At 34.6% G+C, this 18,832-nt stretch carries 10 protein-coding genes; 7 read left to right on the top strand and 3 right to left on the bottom strand.

Annotation, left to right across the window (positions count from 1 at the left end):
* Nucleotides 1-270 precede the first annotated feature (270 nt).
* From ACPX19_RS09060 to uvrB, 4 genes are all read left to right on the top strand, one after another.
* A complete protein-coding gene (locus tag ACPX19_RS09060) occupies nucleotides 271-5,106 on the top strand; it encodes a choice-of-anchor L domain-containing protein (RefSeq protein WP_426429684.1) in 4,836 nt (1,611 codons plus the stop codon).
* A gap of 111 nt (nucleotides 5,107-5,217) precedes the next feature.
* Nucleotides 5,218-10,089 carry a choice-of-anchor L domain-containing protein gene (locus ACPX19_RS09055; protein ID WP_426429683.1) on the top strand — a complete coding sequence of 1,624 codons (4,872 nt, stop codon included), beginning with the start codon at nucleotides 5,218-5,220 and terminating at the stop codon, nucleotides 10,087-10,089.
* Nucleotides 10,090-10,155: 66 nt separating this feature from the next.
* A complete protein-coding gene (locus ACPX19_RS09050) occupies nucleotides 10,156-12,510 on the top strand; it encodes a choice-of-anchor L domain-containing protein (RefSeq protein WP_426429682.1) in 2,355 nt (784 codons plus the stop codon).
* A gap of 35 nt (nucleotides 12,511-12,545) precedes the next feature.
* Nucleotides 12,546-14,552, top strand: coding sequence for an excinuclease ABC subunit UvrB (gene uvrB / locus ACPX19_RS09045; protein WP_426429681.1), 2,007 nt, complete (start codon nucleotides 12,546-12,548; stop codon nucleotides 14,550-14,552).
* 106 nt (nucleotides 14,553-14,658) lie between these two features.
* On the opposite strand, the gene ACPX19_RS09040 is transcribed toward uvrB, so the two are convergent.
* Nucleotides 14,659-15,060 carry a TerB family tellurite resistance protein gene (locus tag ACPX19_RS09040; RefSeq protein ID WP_426429680.1) on the bottom strand — a complete coding sequence of 134 codons (402 nt, stop codon included), beginning with the start codon at nucleotides 15,058-15,060 and terminating at the stop codon, nucleotides 14,659-14,661.
* A 142-nt stretch (nucleotides 15,061-15,202) separates the two neighbouring features.
* Between ACPX19_RS09040 and ACPX19_RS09035 the strand changes: the two genes are divergently transcribed.
* The 3 genes from ACPX19_RS09035 (at nucleotide 15,203) to ACPX19_RS09025 (ending at nucleotide 17,079) form a co-directional block, all read left to right on the top strand.
* Nucleotides 15,203-16,012 carry an alpha/beta hydrolase gene (locus ACPX19_RS09035; RefSeq protein ID WP_426429679.1) on the top strand — a complete coding sequence of 270 codons (810 nt, stop codon included), beginning with the start codon at nucleotides 15,203-15,205 and terminating at the stop codon, nucleotides 16,010-16,012.
* Between the two features lie 38 nt (nucleotides 16,013-16,050).
* A complete protein-coding gene (locus ACPX19_RS09030; RefSeq protein ID WP_426429678.1) occupies nucleotides 16,051-16,293 on the top strand; it encodes a DUF1456 family protein in 243 nt (80 codons plus the stop codon).
* Nucleotides 16,294-16,377: 84 nt separating this feature from the next.
* Nucleotides 16,378-17,079 (top strand): phosphoadenylyl-sulfate reductase, encoded by a 702-nt coding sequence (locus ACPX19_RS09025; protein WP_426429677.1) that lies wholly within the window; start codon nucleotides 16,378-16,380, stop codon nucleotides 17,077-17,079.
* A 46-nt stretch (nucleotides 17,080-17,125) separates the two neighbouring features.
* Here ACPX19_RS09025 and ACPX19_RS09020 read toward each other — a convergent pair whose 3' ends face one another.
* Both ACPX19_RS09020 and sucC read right to left on the bottom strand, forming a co-directional pair.
* Nucleotides 17,126-17,476 carry a hypothetical protein gene (locus tag ACPX19_RS09020; RefSeq protein ID WP_426429676.1) on the bottom strand — a complete coding sequence of 117 codons (351 nt, stop codon included), beginning with the start codon at nucleotides 17,474-17,476 and terminating at the stop codon, nucleotides 17,126-17,128.
* Between the two features lie 157 nt (nucleotides 17,477-17,633).
* Nucleotides 17,634-18,827, bottom strand: a complete 1,194-nt coding sequence (gene sucC, locus ACPX19_RS09015) for an ADP-forming succinate--CoA ligase subunit beta (RefSeq protein ID WP_426429675.1) — start codon at nucleotides 18,825-18,827, stop codon at nucleotides 17,634-17,636.
* Nucleotides 18,828-18,832 lie beyond the last annotated feature (5 nt).

Raw genomic sequence — 18,832 nt, 5'->3', positions numbered from 1 at the left:
GGAAAACAACAATATGGAGTTTCAGGTTAAGAAGCATTATTTGTTGAGGCTGTAATGTTTTCGAAATTTCAATTTGGGAAAAAGACCTCTTTTTGAGGTCTTTTTTGTGCGATTTAGAATACAAAATATTTAAATATGTTAACATTTAACGTATTTCATCGTATTTTTTTGTATTTAGTCTTTATTACAGTTATTTTTCAAGCTTAGAACGTACAAAACTATCAGCCCCAAAAAATGATAAAAAACTGTACAGTAAACTTAACCTAACTTATGGATTATATTAACCGTTCCCTCCTACTATGCTTATGCTTTATCTGCAGTTTTTCTTTTGCGCAACAAATCACGGTAGATAATTCTGTTAGTCCACAAAATTTAATTGAAAACAATTTCATTCAGGGTTGTGTAGAAGTTTCTAATATTAGTTCACCATCTAATGGTAGTGTTGTTGGTTTGGGTAGTTTTGGCTACTTTGAAAGGGCAGCCTCGAATTTTCCGTTTGAAAATGGAATTGTATTAAGCACTGGAAATGCTAATTCTGCCGGAAATACTGAAAACTCAGCTACATTAAACGAAGGTAATAATAGTTGGGGAACCGATACTGATTTAGAAGCTGCACTTGGCATTACAGGTACACTAAATGCTACATCTATTGAGTTTAATTTTATCTCTATATCTAATCAAATCCAATTTAATTACATTTTAGCCTCTGAAGAATATTTTGGGAATTTCCCTTGTCAGTATTCAGATGGTTTTGCTTTTTTAATTAGAGAAGCTGGTACTGGTGCACCTTATACCAATATCGCCTTAGTTCCAGGAACTTCGACACCAGTAAATACAAATACAGTTCATGAAGAAATTGTAGGTTTTTGTGAAGCTTCAAACGAACAATACTTTGAAGGTTACAGCCTTGGAGACACGAATTATAATGGCAGAACAACCGTATTGTCTGCTACTGCAACCATTCAACCTAATGTAGAATATCAAATAAAACTCATTATTGCCGACCAAACGGATGAGAACTATGATTCTGCGGTTTTTATACAGGGAAATAGTTTTAATGCCACTGTAGACCTAGGCGAAGATTTTTCAACCTGTGCTAGCGAAATCATTTTAAATGGAGATATAGGTAATCCTCAAGCCACATACAATTGGTACCTTAATGATGTATTAATTTCTGGTGAAAACCAAACCACTCTCAATGCTACCCAATCAGGTAATTATCGTGTAGAAATTGAAATTCCACTATCTGGAGGTTCTTGTATTATTGAAGATGAGATTAACCTTACTTTAAGTTCTACACAATCTTCAGGCCCAATATCAGATTATGATATATGTGATGATACTAGTAATGATGGTATAGAAACTTTTGATTTAACCACTAAAGATGCAGAAGTTTTAGCTTCTGTGCCACCTTCAAACTATGACATATCATATCACTATTCTGATACTGAAGCACAAAATGGTATTAATGGTATCAATGGCTCAATTCAAAATACTACAAATCCACAAGTCATACATGCAAGAATTGAAGATATTAATAATGGCTGCTTAGCCTTTTCAAGCTTTAATCTTATTGTTAATCCTTTACCTAACATCAACAATCCATCATCTTTAGAGGTTTGTGATGACCAAGTTGCTGATGGATTTACCACTATAGATCTTAACATAAAAAATGATGAGATCACTAATGGTCTTACAAATCTAATTGTTACCTATCATAGTTCTCAAATAGATGCATCATCTGGTGCAAATCCATTACCAATGCCTTATGTGAACACCAACACAAATGAGCAGGTTTTTGTAAGTGTTAGAGATGAGTTTACGGGTTGTATTAGTACTACAAGTTTAGATATTACGGTTTTAGATAATCCTGTCATAAACACTGAAGACCATTACATAGATGCTTGTGATGCAGACCATGATGGCTTCGCCAGTTTTGATTTAACAAGCATAATCCCTGACGTGTTACAAGGTTTAACTGGTGTTACCGTTACATTTCATGAAACCAATGACGATGCTTTAACAGGAATCAACCCTATTGCAGATGACACTAACTACACTAATACTGTTTCTGAAGAACAAATTATATATATCAGGGTTGAAAGTAACACTACAGGTTGTGCTTCTGTAACTCCTATAGAAATTCATACCAATTTATTACTTACTGCCACAGAAATAAGGGATATTACCCTTTGCGATATTGATAATGATGGAGTTGAAGAGTTTAATTTTTTAGGCATTGCATCAAGTATTATTAATGACTTGCCAACTGAGTTTGGCATTTCTATTGAATTCTACTTAACTGAAACAGATAGAGATAATCAGGTAAATGCTCTAGACCAAACAGTACCATTCATTCCGACCAGTAATCCACAAACCATCTATTTAGGATTAACCAGTGCTACTTGCTACGATATAGAGCAAATAGACTTAATACTAATTCCTGTATATGAGTTTGAAAATATTATTAATCAAACCGTTTGTGACGAAGACCAAGATGGTTTTACAACAACAGATTTATCTCAATTTGATGCTCAAGTAACAGATGACTTAGATGGGTTTGGTGTTACTTATTTTTTAACTGAAGACGACGCCAGAAATAACACAAACGTTTTACCAAATTTTTATACAAATACAACGAATCCTTTTACAGTCTACCCTAGAATAACATCTGATGAGACAGGTTGTTCAGACATTACCTTTTTTGAAATTACGGTTTTAGAAGCTCCAGTTACTTCTACACCATCCGATATTGTGATTTGCGATGATGACCAAGATGGGTTATTTACTATCAATCTATTAGATGTTATTCCAGAAGTAGTAAGTACTACTAACGAAAGACAAATTACATTTCATACCAGTCAAACTGATGCTGATAATGGTAATAACGCTATAGCTAACGAAAACACTTATAATGCACAAACAGAAACTGTTTACGTTAGAGTAGAAAACACAACTACTGGTTGCCATTCAACAGAAATACTAAATATTACAGTTAACACCTTACCTGTATTTACTGCAATAGACAATTACAAAATTTGTGAGGATAGTAGCGATGGCTTTGCAGACTTTATTTTCAACACTAAAGATGCAGAAATTCTAAATGGACAAACAGGCAAGCAAGTTTTATATTATTTAAATCAAAATGATGCAGACAATAGAACAAATGCCATTGACAAAGATGTAGCTTACCAAAATATTACTACACCACAAACGATTTTTGTAAGAGTGGAAAATCTCACAGATCAAGATTGTTACGGTACTTCTAGTTTTATAATTGAAGTTGGTACTAATCCTGTATACAATGAGCCTGTAGATTGGTTTGTTTGTGATGACATATCTAACGACGGCTCTGAAACTTTTGATTTATCAACTAAGATTATAGAAATATCAGAAGGTATTTCAGATAACCTAACAGTAACATTTTATACCTCGTTAAATAATGCCGAAAATAGTATTGACCCTCTACCACTTCAATTTACCAATACGGTAAACCCACAAACTATTTTTGTTCAAATTGATAATGGTACAATATGTAACTCTATAACTTCTTTTGAACTTAATATAATACAAGTACCTGACGTTAATCCTTCTGTTCCTCTTATTGCCTGCGATACAGATTACGACGGATTTACAGAATTTGATTTAATCAATGCTGAATTTGACATTTTAGATGTTAGGCAAGATGATATTGAGATTAGTTATTTTGAAAACTATGATGATGCCGAGGCCAACATCAATACCATTTCAAATCCAGAAGCCTATACTAACACGAGTAATCCGCAAACAGTTTATATAAAAATAAATAATACTATCTCAAACTGTTATGTCTTGGTTCCTGTTGATTTAAGTGTAAATATGCCACCTTTTATTAATGATTTTCAATCATTCGACATTTGCGAAAATGAAGACAATAGTTTCGATTTAACTGAAATCAATGAGGTAATAATGGATGAAAGTTTTAATGTACTATTCAGTTATTACACAAATGAAGCCGATGCCTATGCTAACGAAAATGCACTAAATACTGATTACACATATTCAACCAATAACGATACACTTTATGCACGAGCTGAATTCAGTACAACCCATTGTTTTACTGTGTATGAATTTAATCTTAACGTAAATCCGCTACCTATAGCCAATCAACCAAGTGATCTAGAAGGATGTGATGATGATTACGATGGATTATTAGACTTTGATTTAACACTGCAGAATGCTCAAATACTTGGAACTCAAAACCTATCCAACTTCACAGTAACCTACCATAATTCTGAAGGTGATGCCAACAATAATTTATCAGCACTAGATACCAACTACATGGCTTTTGATTCTGAAATCATATACGCTAGAGTAGAAAACAATGCAACTGGTTGCTACTCTACAACACAGTTTTCAGTTATTATTCATCCATTACCTATTATAGATATTGAAGATCAGGTTATTTGTTTGGACAATTTACCATTAATTGTTTCTGCAAACACCAACAACCCTACAGATCAATATATTTGGTCTACTGGTGAAACCACACCAGAAATTACAATACAACAAATTGGAACCTATTGGGTAACCGTAACTTCTGAGTTTGGATGCGAAAATACCAGAGTTTTCAGTGTTGCTGAATCTGAAGCTGCAACAATAGAAGCTACAGAAGTTATAGATTTTTCAGACCCTAATAATATCACAGTTACCATAAGTGGTATTGGAGATTACTTGTATCAATTAGACGATGGTGAACCCCAAGAATCTAACTTTTTTGATAACGTAGGTATGGGTTATCATACTGTAACAATTATAGATTTAAATGGTTGTTCTGAAGTAACAAGAGAGGTTTTAGTAATAGATATTCCAAAACACATGTCCCCAAACGGAGACGGCCAATATGATACTTGGCATATTGTTGGTGTCGAAACACTACCTGGAACCATTATTCATATTTTTGATCGTTACGGTAAGCATTTAGCTACTCTAAGACATGATAGTCCTGGTTGGGATGGCACTTTAAACGGTCTAAACCTACCTGCAAGTGACTACTGGTTTGTTGCGAATGTAGCAAGAGGAAATCAGTCTTTTGAGGTAAAAGGGCATTTTGCTATACGTCGTTAAACACTTATATACAGCAAATTATTACTTAAAATAAAAGAAAGTATAAGCTTTTTCCTATCTTTGATTATAAGAGAACTAAAGTAATACCTAATGTCCTCTTAAAAAAAAGCTATGACAGGGAATAGATCACTTACTCTTCTCCTCTTTTTGTTGTTCGTAAACTTTTTGTTTTCCCAACAAATCGTCACGGACAATACTCTAACTCCGCAACAACTTATCCAGAATTTGGTAGGTGACAATTGTGCTACGGTCAACAATATTTCATCACCTTATAATGGCAATGTAAATAATATCATTAGCTATGGAAATTTTAACAGAGGCTCTTCTGGTTTCCCTTTAGAAAGTGGTATCGTTTTATCTACAGGAAGCATAACAAAAGCTGGAAATTCCGTCATAACCGAAAACCTGAGTGACGGCAATATAAACTGGGAAACAGATCCTGATGTGCTGAATGTTCTTGGCATAGACCAAACCCTCAATGCTACCTCAATTCAGTTTAACTTTAGTACTGCAAATAATTTTGTTGCCTTTAAATACCTGTTTGCTTCGGATGAATACCAACAAGAATATCCTTGTAATTTCAGGGATGTATTTGCTATTTTAATTAGACCTGCTGGTAGTACAGACCCTTTCGTTAATATTGCACTAGTACCAGAAACAACTACCGAAGTAAGTACCAATACCATTCATCCCAATATCAATGGGTTTTGTAATGCGATAAATGAAGACTATTTTCAAGGCTATAGTTTACCAAGCACAAACTTCAACGGCCAAACTACAATATTAATAGCAAATACTGCAGTTATACCAAATGAGGAATATGAAATAAAATTTGTAATTGCAGACCATATAGACCAACGTTTTGACTCTGCAGTTTTTATTGAAGCAGAAGGTTTTGGTGGTGCCATAGATCTTGGACCAGACCAATCTGTTTGTGGCAGCGATTTAATTTTGGATGCCGACATTGACAATCCTGATGCAAATTACTCGTGGTTTTTAGATGATAGCTTAATAAATGGTGAAACCAGCCCAACACTACAGATTAGTCAATCTGGTACTTACAGAGTAGAAATAACAATTACAAACTCTACGAGTAACTGTTTGTTAGAAGATAGTATTGAGCTAGATGTAATCCCCTATCAAATAGCCGCACCTATAGAAGATCTTTCTGTCTGTGATTCTTCACCTAGTGATGGAATCTATGAATTTGACTTTCCTCTTTTGAAAAATGATGAAATTTTTGCTGAGTTAGCATCCAATAACTACAACATATCTTATCACTTAAGTATAGATGAAGCACAAGGTAATATTAATCCAATAAATGGCATATATCAAAACACTGAACAAGAAGAAACTATTTTTGTTAGAATTGAGAGTTTGAGTGGAGATTGTTTGCAGGTGGGCTCATTCAATACTATTGTCAACTCAGAACCTAATTCAACCGAAATTACCGTAAACATATGTGATGGTAATTTTTCTGATTTTACATTGGCAAACATATATGTTTTAGACCCTTTGATTACCGAATTCGGTGATTTTAGTGATGTAAGTTATTATCTAAATGAAGAAGATGCTATAGCTGAAATTAATGAATTAACCGAATATCCTGACTTCACGGACAATCCTGAATACATGATTGCTAGAATAGAAGGCATCAATACAGGTTGTTACTCCTTAGAACGTGTATATTTTAATTATTTAACATCACCAGATTTAGGAATCGAAAATTTTATCATAGATGCATGTTTAAGTCCCGATTATTATGACAATCAAGGATCGATAATATATACTTATGAAAATGTACCTACTACCTTTAATTTAGAAGATGCTATTGCAGCAATACAAGAAGTTTTTCCTGGAGCCAATGTTAGGGTTCTTGTTCCAATATTAGGGGATCCTAGGTTAGTTACCATTACAAATGCATCAACCATACTTCCACTAGGTATATCCTTCGATGAGACCTATTGTGAGACAATACTTAATTTAGAACTACACAAAAACTATCTATATAATATATTTGAAGAAAGTGTAACATTATATGGGTGTGATGATTTTTCTTATGACGGTATTGTAGATTTTAACTTTGATGAAATAAATTCAGAGATTGTTGAGGGATTAGATTTAGAATCTTTTTATGCTTCAAATTTATTCATCGAATATTATGAAACTGAAGAAGATCGTGAGAATAGTATAAATCAGTTAGACCAAGCTTTGGATATCACAGTTAATGGCACAAAGACTTTATTTATTAGGTCATATTATATAGTTAACGGAATTGAGGCTTGCTCAACATTATCCAAAGTTATTCTGAATGTTGGAAGTCCACCTTTGGTAACACCACAAACGGTAGATGCCTGTGGCAACTATAACGAGTTAAACAATTCAACAACTATAAATTTATTGCCTTTTCGGGCAGATGTTGAGCAGGGTTTAACAAATGTTAGTGTTACTTTCTTTGCTACAGAACAAGATGCATTAGGCAATCAAAATACCATAGAAGATATAGATGTAATAGGAAATTTCGGTGAAGTTTATGCTAAAGTTACCAATACCTTAACTGGTTGTTTTACAATAACAACTCTCGGCCTTAACATTCTTAATAGTTTAGATATAGCTTCTATTCCCCCAATCACAGCTTGTGATGATGACCTTAATGGTTTTGAAGTTGTAAATTTAGAAACTGCTTTAAATCAATTCTCAATTGACCCTAGTCAATTCAATGTCTCTTATCATCTAACTGAGCGAAAAGCAAATGAAAACAGTGATGCTATATCAAACCCTAATAATTTTAATTCCCAGACGCAAACTATCTATGTGAGAATACAGTTAATCGGTTTAGATTGCTTTACAGTTACGCAATTTGAAGTGCAGATATATAATCAACCTATTATTAGTAGTATCTCTGAATATATTTCTTGTATTGTTGATACAAACCAATCAGGAGACTTCATATTTAGTGATAAAGATTTAGAAATCATCAACAACCAACAAGGCATGCAAGTCCTTTATTTTGAAACTGAAGATGATGCCATTAATAGAGAAAATGAAATAGACAAAACTATTCCTTACCAAAATGTATCTAACCCACAGACTATCTATGTAAGGTTAGAAAACGAAGCAGAAAATAACTGTTTTCAAGTGGCACCAATGCAAATTGAAGTTAGGCAAGCACCAGATTACAACATACCTACTGGTATTTTTGTATGCGATGTCAACAATACTGGGTTGGCAACAACAGACCTTAGCAGTACTATTGATGAAATTGAACTTGGCAGCACCACAGACCTTAATGTTTCTTTTCACTTAACACCTCTAAATGCTGAGCTTGGCACCAATTCCATTCCGTTAAACTATACGGCCGTAAATAATCCTCAGATTATTTATGCAAGAATTGAAAATGCCAGCTCTGGCTGCTATAATGTTGAAACCTTTAATCTTAACACACTGTCATTGACTGAGGTGACCTATGGACAATCCTTAGTGGCTTGTGGTAATAATTATGATACTTCTGTTGAGTGGAATTTAACTGAAATTGAACTCAATATCTTAGATGGCAGACAATACAATATAGATTTCACTTATTTCAATTCCGAAGCTGATGCTCAAAATAATGTGAATGCTATTGGCAATCCTACGGCTTATACAAATACCAGCAGCCCTGAGACAGTATATGCCAGAGTTCGTAACGCAACTACGGATTGTTTCTCGGTCGTACCTTTTGAACTGATTATCAACTCACCTCCTGAAATCAATCAGTTTGGTGTTTATGATATTTGTGATAATGATACCAATACTTTGGACTTGCACGATGTCGATTTGCTGTTGGTAGATAACACTTTCAATGTTTTGATTAGTTATTACCAAACTACAGACGATGCCGAAAATGATAATAATGCTTTAAGTACAGATTACATCTACACAAACACTATTGAAAACTTGGTAGCAAGAGTAGAATATAGCACTACTGGTTGTTATGCTATCTATCCTTTTGAGTTACGCATTAATCCACTTCCTGTTGCAAATCAACCAGATAACATAGTAGAGTGTGATGATGATTTTGATGGACAGTTACTTGTTGATTTATCGCAACAAGACGCTTCAATTCTTTTAGGTCAAAATCCTGATGAGTTCTTGGTGAGTTATTTTACTTCTGAAGCTAATGCTATTGAAAACAGCAATAGCTTAGCCAATCCATATGTTGCTTCAAACAATGAGATTATTTTTGCAAGGGTTGAAAATAGTGTAACTGGTTGTTTTAGTTTTACGCAATTCTCGGTCATTGTCAATAACAAGCCTTTTGTAGCTATTGATGACCAGGTGCTTTGTCTCAACGATTTTCCTTTGGTAGTCTCTGCCGAGACCAACAATCCTTTGGATAGCTATGAGTGGTCTACAAATGAAACATCTTCTTTAATTGAGATTACATCTGTTGGTACCTACTCAGTAACAGTTACCAATGAATTTGGCTGCCAAACCACGTCTACATTCACTGTAACGGAATCTAACTCCGCTGAAATTGATGTGGTGGAGACCGTTGATTTTGCGGATCCTAACAATATTATTATTACGGTAACTGGTATAGGCAACTATCTCTATCAATTGAACGATCAACCTTTTCAGACCTCGGGCACCTTCTACAATGTGCCTATTGGCTACAACACCGTAACCATTATTGATCAAAATGGTTGTGCACAGATTACCAGAGAGATATTGGTTATAGATACTCCAAAACACCTATCTCCCAATGGTGATGGACAGTACGATACCTGGCATATTACTGGTGTGGAAACGCTTCCTGGTACAGTTATCTATATTTTTGATAGGTATGGCAAACTACTTAAAACACTTTTACATACTTCTCCTGGTTGGGATGGCTCTTACAACGGCAACCCTATGCCTGCAGGTGACTATTGGTACATTGCAAAAGTGAGACAAAATGAAAATGCTTTTGAAGTGAAAGGGCACTTTGCTTTAAGGCGTTAGTTATAACCTATACTTAACACTTTTTAATATTATGTATATGTATCTTTGCAGTCCCTAAAATTTGAGATGAAAAAGATATTTGGATCTATTGTGTTTTTTATTTCACTATTTACCTACTCACAGAATTTTGTAGTAGATAGTCAATCCTATACTCCGCAACAACTCATTGAAGACATATTAATTGATAGTAACTGCATTACTAATGTGAACGTAACCAATATAGTTGGTGGTAATTTTAACAGTGCAGACCAAAGCTATGGCTATTTTGACGCTACTGGGACAAATTTCCCCTTTGAAAGCGGTGTTGTTTTAAGTACAGGTAGATTGGCAAATGTACCTGGTCCAAATGATAATTTAAGTGATGATGATGCCCCAAATTGGCAAGGTGACATTGACTTAGAAAATGCGCTTAATGAAAGTAACACCTATAACGCTACCATTTTGGAATTTGACTTTACAGCTGTCGCTCCTCAAGTCAGTTTTCGATACCTTTTCGCTTCAGAAGAATACCAAGAAAACAATCCTAATAGTTGCGAGTTTTCCGATTTGTTTGGCTTTTTAATTCGGCCAACGACGGGTCAAAATCAATATGAAAATATTGCATTGGTTCCTGATACCAATACACCAGTAAAAGCTACAACAGTAACTCCAGGTGTACCTGGCTCATGTCCACCTCAAAACGAAATTTACTTTGGGTCTTATAATGGTATTAACTCGCCTATAAATTTTAACGGTCAAACAGCGGTTTTAACTGCAACAGCAAATGTTATTCCCAATCAGTCATACCATGTAAAACTAGTCATTGCGGATGAGCAAAACTACCGTTATGACTCAGCCGTTTTTCTTGAAGCTGGAAGCTTTCAATTGTCAACCGATTTAGGGCCAAACAGACTAATTGCAACAGGTAACGCTTTATGTGAAGGTGAAACCCTAGAACTAAACGCAAACAATCCTTCTGTAAGTTCATACCGTTGGTATAAAGATGGTATTCTACAAGAAACCGCATCAAATTGTTTAGACTGCGGCTTTTTTACCGTAACCGAATCTGGCATCTATAATGTCGAAGTCACCATTTTGAACGACTGTATCTCTTATGGAGAAGTCATTATAGAATATGCTCCTTTACCAATAGGTCAGAATTCAATTTTAAGGGAATGTGACGTAGATACAGACGGATTAACCACTTACAATCTTTTTGATGCTTCAAGCGATCTAACTAACAATGATAATAATCTTGTAGTAACAGATTTCTTTTTATCAGAAGAAGATGCTACGAGTAATACTAACCCGATTAGCAATCCAACTAGTTTTCAAAATAGCATATCGTTTCAAAATGTGTATGCACGGATTGTCAATGCTGCCAATTGTTTTGATGTTGTCGATTTGGAATTACAAACGTCAAACAATACAATTTCAATTCCAGATTTAGGTGCCTGCGACGGAGTGGATATGGATGGGTTTGCGACGTTTACCTTAAGTAATATTGAAGCATCCATCATTGCTCAAATTCCTACAGGATCTCAAGTATCATATTACGAATCCCTTGAAGATGCGTTAAGTGAAAGTAACACATTACCAAATAATTACACCAACATAATTGCTGATTCCCAAACCATTTTTGTGAAAATTAAAAACGATAACCAGTGTTTCAGCATTTCAACAGCAAATCTTAATGTACTTTACACTCCTGTATTAGAAGCAGACGAAACCTTAATCTATTGTACAAATACTTTTCCTGAAACTATTACGATTGATGGAGGTGTTTTAAACGATTTACCAAACAATTACTACTATGAATGGTACTTTAATGGTACTTTGACAGATGCTGACACTTCATTCAATGAAATAAATGAAGCCGGAAACTACACCGTAATTGTTACTGATCCTAACGGTTGTTCATCAAGCCGAACAATAACAGTAAGCGCATCTGAAACAGCTATTGTTGAAAGTATTTCCATTGAAGGTATTTCGCCAAATAATACCATTACCGTCAATGTTTCTGGTCAAGGTTTTTATGATTATGCCTTAGATGACAGTGATGGTTTTTATCAAGAAAGCAATGTATTTACTAATATTTCCGGAGGCCAACATACTATTTATATAAATGACAGAAATGGCTGTGGAATAATTGAAGAAACAATAACAATAGTCGGTATCCCAAAATTCTTCACTCCCAATGGTGATGATGTCAATGACATTTGGCAAATTGTAGGTGCAAATTCAGACCTCAATCAAATTGAAAGCCTACAGATTTTTGATCGCTATGGAAAAATAATGCTACAATCGTATTCTGGCGGTTTTAGTTGGGACGGAAATTACAACGGCAATCCTATGCCTTCAAGCGATTATTGGTATATCGTAAAGTTTAGACAGGACACTTCAAACTACGAAATTAAAGGCCATTTTGCTTTAAAACGTTAATTGATTACTGCCAATCTTTATCGTAAATTTGTGCTATGCGCTTTAAGATAGAATCAGAATTTAAACCTACAGGAGATCAACCACAAGCAATAAAACAACTAGCTGATGGTATTACGCAAGGTGAACGTTACCAAACCCTACTAGGTGTAACTGGTTCTGGTAAAACTTTTACCGTAGCTAATGTCATTGAAAAAGTGCAACGACCAACTTTGGTTTTGGCGCACAACAAAACCTTGGCTGCACAATTGTACTCGGAATTCAAACAGTTTTTCCCTAATAATGCTGTTCAGTATTTTGTGTCGTATTACGATTACTATCAACCTGAAGCTTATATACCGGTAACTGGGGTTTACATTGAAAAAGATTTATCTATAAACGAAGAAATTGAGAAGATGCGATTAAGCACAACCTCTTCTCTACTCTCTGGCCGTCGCGATGTTTTGGTAGTAGCATCAGTATCCTGTTTATATGGTATTGGCAATCCTGTTGAGTTTCAGAAAAACGTAATCACGCTAGAGCGCGATCAGGTCATTTCTAGAACCAAACTATTACATCAGTTAGTTCAAAGTTTATACTCGCGAACCGAAGCGGACTTTAAAAACGGAAACTTCAGGATTAAGGGAGATACTGTGGATATCTTTCCTGGTTATTCAGACAATGCTTTCAGAATTCATTTTTTTGGTGATGAGATTGAAGAAATTGAAGCTTTTAACCCTTATTCTAATGAAGTCATAGAGCGCTACGACCGATTAAACATATATCCTGCAAACATGTTTGTAACGTCACCTGATGTGCTACAGAATGCTATCCGTGACATACAAGACGACTTAGTAAAACAACACGATTACTTTAAGGACATTGGCAAGCATTTAGAAGCTAAACGCCTCAAAGAGCGTACTGAGTTTGATCTTGAAATGATTCGTGAATTAGGTTACTGCTCTGGTATTGAGAATTATTCAAGATATTTAGACGGAAGAGCTCCAGGCACAAGGCCATTCTGTTTATTGGACTATTTTCCAGATGACTATTTAATGGTTGTAGATGAAAGTCATGTAACCATCTCGCAGGTGCATGCCATGTATGGTGGCGACCGAAGTCGTAAGGAAAATTTAGTGGAATATGGTTTCAGATTACCTGCTGCCATGGATAATAGACCCCTTAAATTTGAAGAATTTGAAGCGCTTCAGAATCAAGTCATCTATGTTTCTGCCACTCCTGCCGATTACGAATTGCAGAAAACCGATGGTGTTTATGTTGAGCAAGTGATTAGACCAACAGGTTTATTAGATCCAATCATTGAGGTGCGTCCTAGCTTGAATCAGATTGATGATTTAATCGAAGAAATTCAAGAGCGTGTCGAAAAAGATGAACGTACTTTGGTTACAACATTAACAAAGCGTATGGCTGAAGAGTTGGTAAAATACTTAACACGCATTGCCATCCGTTGTCGTTACATTCATAGTGATGTTGACACATTAGAACGTGTAGAAATTATGCAGGATTTGCGCAAAGGAATTTTTGACGTTTTGGTTGGTGTCAACTTACTTCGTGAAGGTTTAGACTTACCAGAAGTATCTTTGGTTGCTATTTTAGATGCCGATAAAGAAGGTTTTCTCCGTTCTAATCGCTCATTAACACAAACTGTTGGTAGAGCAGCAAGAAACTTAAACGGAAAAGCTATTATGTATGCAGACACTATTACCAATAGTATGCAGAAAACCATCGATGAAACCAACTACAGACGCGAAAAGCAAATTGCATATAACACTGCAAACAACATCACTCCAAAAGCACTAAACAAAAGTTTAGATAGTGCATTAGCTAAAAATTCTGTAAGCACATATAGAACCGAACTCGATGCAAAGTTGGCTGCTGAACCAGAGAGCGAGTACCTAACAAAGTCTCAACTTGAGAAAAAGATCAGGGAAAAACGGAAGCAAATGGAACAAGCAGCAAAAGCCTTAGACTTTATGGAAGCTGCTAAATTTAGAGATGAAATCACAGCTTATCAGGAAAAGTTAGAAAAGTTGAAAGTGAAATAGATAATGTCTAATATCTAGTAAAAAATCAGAAAATCACTTAATAAATGAACAGCTTGCTAATAAATGTATCAATAGTAAGCAAATAAACGTTTCAACAATTAAACACTTAATTGTACTGAACCTTAAAAATATCTATCAAAAAATCAGGAGGCACAATTTTGTTTGGAAAACTATCCATTAGATCTAAAACACGGTTTATAGACTCATGACTTAGACCCATACGTAAGCCAAAGTTATGAATCTTAACCAACTGCTTTGGTGAAACCTTATGATCTAAATTCATTAAAAGAACCAGCCTATGAAACTGAACAATTCGCTCACTATGCGTTTTTAGATGTACATAGGTTACGGGATGTTTAAAAAGGTATTCAAAATCTTCTTTAGAAATATCCAATTGCTTTGCAATACTAAACAAGAAATTATATTCTATTGTTCTAATATTGTTATCTGTTTGAGCAAAAGCAATCATCTCAGAAAGCAAACTCAATTTTTCAGCACGGTTGATCATTTATAAGAGGGAATTAATTAACATTGTAAAGTTACTGAGGTACATTATTTTATTGTCGTTGATATAATGTATCTTGTCGAAAAATTAATTGTACTTAGTCGGTTTTTTTAAACTTTTATCAAGCTCAAAAGTCTTTAATAGTATGCGTTTCAGCCATTTTTTATTAACTTTTTGTTTACTTTTTTGTTTCAAAATTAATGCGCAAAGCACTGCTTCTAAACAGGTTACAAATTTTACTATCGAAGCTCCTCAACTTGATACTATACGAACAATATGGGTGTATTTACCCAAAAATTATGAAAATTCTGAAAAAGCGTATCCTGTGGTTTATATGCACGATGCACAAAACTTATTTGATGATGAAACGTCATATGTTGGGGAATGGAAAGTAGATGAATATTTAGACTCTATTACTCAAAACGAAAGTATCGTTATCGGCATTGAGCATGGCAATGAAAAACGTATTAATGAATTAACACCTTACAGGCACGAAAAATATGGAGGTGGACAAGGTGATGCCTACGTTACCTTTATAAAAAATACTCTTAAACCACACATAGATGTTGCTTACAGAACAAAATCTGAACCAGAAAACACCACCATTTTTGGTGCTTCACTTGGAGGGCTCATTTCTTTTTATGCAGTAATTAAATATCCCGAAACGTTTGGTAATGGAGGTGTATTTTCGCCATCGTTTTGGTTTAGTGAAAAGATTTATGATTTGGCAGCAACTACTGACATCCCTAAAACCTCAAAATTCTTTTTCTTAGTCGGAGAAAAAGAAGGAGAAAATATGGTACCAGATCAAATACGTATGGTTGAATTATTGGAATCTAAAGGTGTCGACGATAATCAAATCGAAAACTATATTATAAAGGATGGTGAGCACAATGAAAAACTTTGGTCAGAAAACTTTGGAAAAGCCTATCAGTGGCTAATGACTAATGACTAATGACTAATGACTAATGACTAATGACTAATGACTAAATTATGACAAATAACGATATATTAAAGAAACTTAGAGTTGCTCATAAACTAAGGGACGAAGACATTGTAAAAATCTTAGAACTCGTAGATTTTAGAATTTCTAAAAGTGAACTTAATGCTTTCTTTAGACGTGAAGACCATCCTAAGTATGTGGAGTGTGGCGACCAAATCCTTCGTAATTTCCTAAATGGTTTAATTATTCATTTAAGGGGTCCAATGCCAAAACCACAAAAAAAGAAGGAATAAATTGTCGACTTCACAAAAATAAACGCTTCATTTTTTTGTTCTAAATCAAGCCCATATATTGTAGTATAAAATTTGATTAATAGCATGTTTGAAACCTCTTCAAATCACACTCCTTTATTAGATATTTCTGCTGAGCAAATAAAAGCACTTAATAAAAAATATAAGCCATTATCTGCAAAAGAGCGTATAAAGCAATTATATATGGATTTTGAAATTGCAGACATTATGCTGACAAGTTCGTTTGCGGCTACATCGGCTTTTTTATTGAAGTTAATTTCAGACATTAATAATAAACAAGAAGTATTCTTTATTGATACAGGTTATCATTTTGAAGACACCTTAAAATACAAGACTACGTTAGAGAAAAAATACAATCTTAATGTTACTTCTATTTCCGCTATTAAAGAAGAACATGAGTTTACAACCAAAGACGAAACTTGGAAAAAGAACCCAGATTTTTGTTGTTCAATCAATAAAGTTCAACCTTTAGAAAAAATAAAGAAAGATTACAAGGTTTGGATATCTGGTTTAATGGAATGGCAAAGTGATCATAGAGCAACCTTGGACATCTTTGAAGAGCGAGGCAATATTTTAAAGTTTTATCCGCTTTTAGATGTTAGTAAAGAAGAACGAGATGCTTTTATAGAAGTGCACAACCTTCCGTTTCATCCTTTAGTCGCTAACGGGTATCATTCTATTGGCTGTAAGCATTGTACAATACCAGGAGAAGACAGAAGTGGTCGCTGGAATAACAATCCTAAAACTGAATGTGGGTTGCATCTATAAAAAGAGAGCAACTAATTGTTACTCTCTTTTTTAAAATAATCAAAAATTAAAGTCTCTCTGATTTTAACATCTTTACAGGTATTGTATAGTAATGACCGCTACCAATAACATCATTTGGAATTTTCCTGTAGTTTAACCTACCTTTAATGTAGTTCTCCACCTTTTTGTTTTTGGTGTCTACTGACAAAACAACAATTTCGTTTTCCTTATTTATTGCAATTTGCACGGTTGCATCAATATCTTCAGTCAATTGAAAATAAGGTTCTTCCAATAAATTACTAACTGTTTTAGTAATTAGGCTAGGCTCGTCAGCTTTTTTGTTAGGGTTTGTGCTGGCTGATACAGCACTGCTAAACGCAATTGTTGCGATTAGAATAACCATTTTTAGTGTTTTCATAATTATTCGTTTTAATATGATTGATACTTAAAGGACGACATTTAATTTCATAACGTTACACTTGTTAACACAGATTAACATTGATTAGCAGAGTATTAACAATAAAAAAAGCGCCTTTATATAAGGCGCTCAATTAAAATATTGTTCTAGTATATCCTTAAGAAAGAACTTCTTGTACTTTATCAGCAGCTTCCTGGAATTCTGTAGCACTTAATACATCCAATCCTGAGTTATCGATTAGGTCTTTGGCGATATCAGCATTAGTACCTTGTAATCTAACAATAATAGGTACTTGTATAGCGTCACCCATATTTTTGTAAGCATCGACAACACCTTGAGCTACACGATCGCAACGTACAATACCTCCAAAGATGTTAATTAAAATAGCTTTTACGTTAGGGTCTTTTAATATAATTCTAAAAGCAGCTTCTACACGCGCAGCGTCAGCAGTACCGCCTACATCTAAGAAGTTAGCTGGCTCACCACCTGCTTGCTTAATTAAATCCATTGTAGCCATTGCCAACCCAGCACCATTAACCATACAACCAACGTTTCCGTCTAGGTCTACATAGTTTAATCCTAATTCTCCTGCTTCAACTTCTATTGGACTTTCTTCACGTAGGTCACGTAACTCTGCTAAATCTTTATGTCTGAATAATGCATTGTTGTCTAAAGTTACTTTAGCATCAACTGCCATAATTTTATCATCACTTGTTTTTAATACTGGATTAATTTCAAACAATGAAGCATCCGATTTATCATAAGCTGTATATAATGCAGTAACAAACTTTGTCATTTCTTTAAACGCAGTACCACTTAAACCTAAGTTAAAAGCTATACGACGTGCTTGAAATGGTAGAATACCTGTTGCAGGATCAATTTCTTCTGTAAAAATCAAATGAGGTGTTTTTTCAGCAACTTCCTCAATGTCCATTCCACCTTCCGTAGAGTACATAATCATATTACGACCTGTGCCTCTATTTAAAAGTACGGACATATAAAATTCGCTTGGTTCTGAATCACCTGGATAGTAAACATCCTCAGCAACTAAAACTTGATGTACACGTTTACCTTCAGCAGAAGTCTGAGGAGTTACTAAGTTCATTCCTATAATCTTACCAGCTATTTCTTTAACTTCATCTAGGTTTTTGGCTAATTTTACTCCACCCCCTTTACCACGTCCACCAGCGTGAATTTGTGCTTTAATAACGTGCCAAGTTGTACCTGTTTCTTTAGTTAATTGTTTTGCTTTTGTAACTGCATCGTCTGCATTTTGTGCTACCAGTCCGCGTTGAATGCGTACACCAAAACTGTTTAATAATTCTTTTCCTTGATATTCGTGTAAATTCATCTGTA

The sequence above is a fragment of the Winogradskyella sp. HB-48 genome (genome assembly GCF_049942685.1).
Taxonomy (GTDB): Bacteria; Bacteroidota; Bacteroidia; order Flavobacteriales; family Flavobacteriaceae; genus Winogradskyella.
The sequence above is the reverse complement of the archived record's forward strand: the minus strand, read 5'-3'. Positions and strand labels throughout refer to the sequence as shown.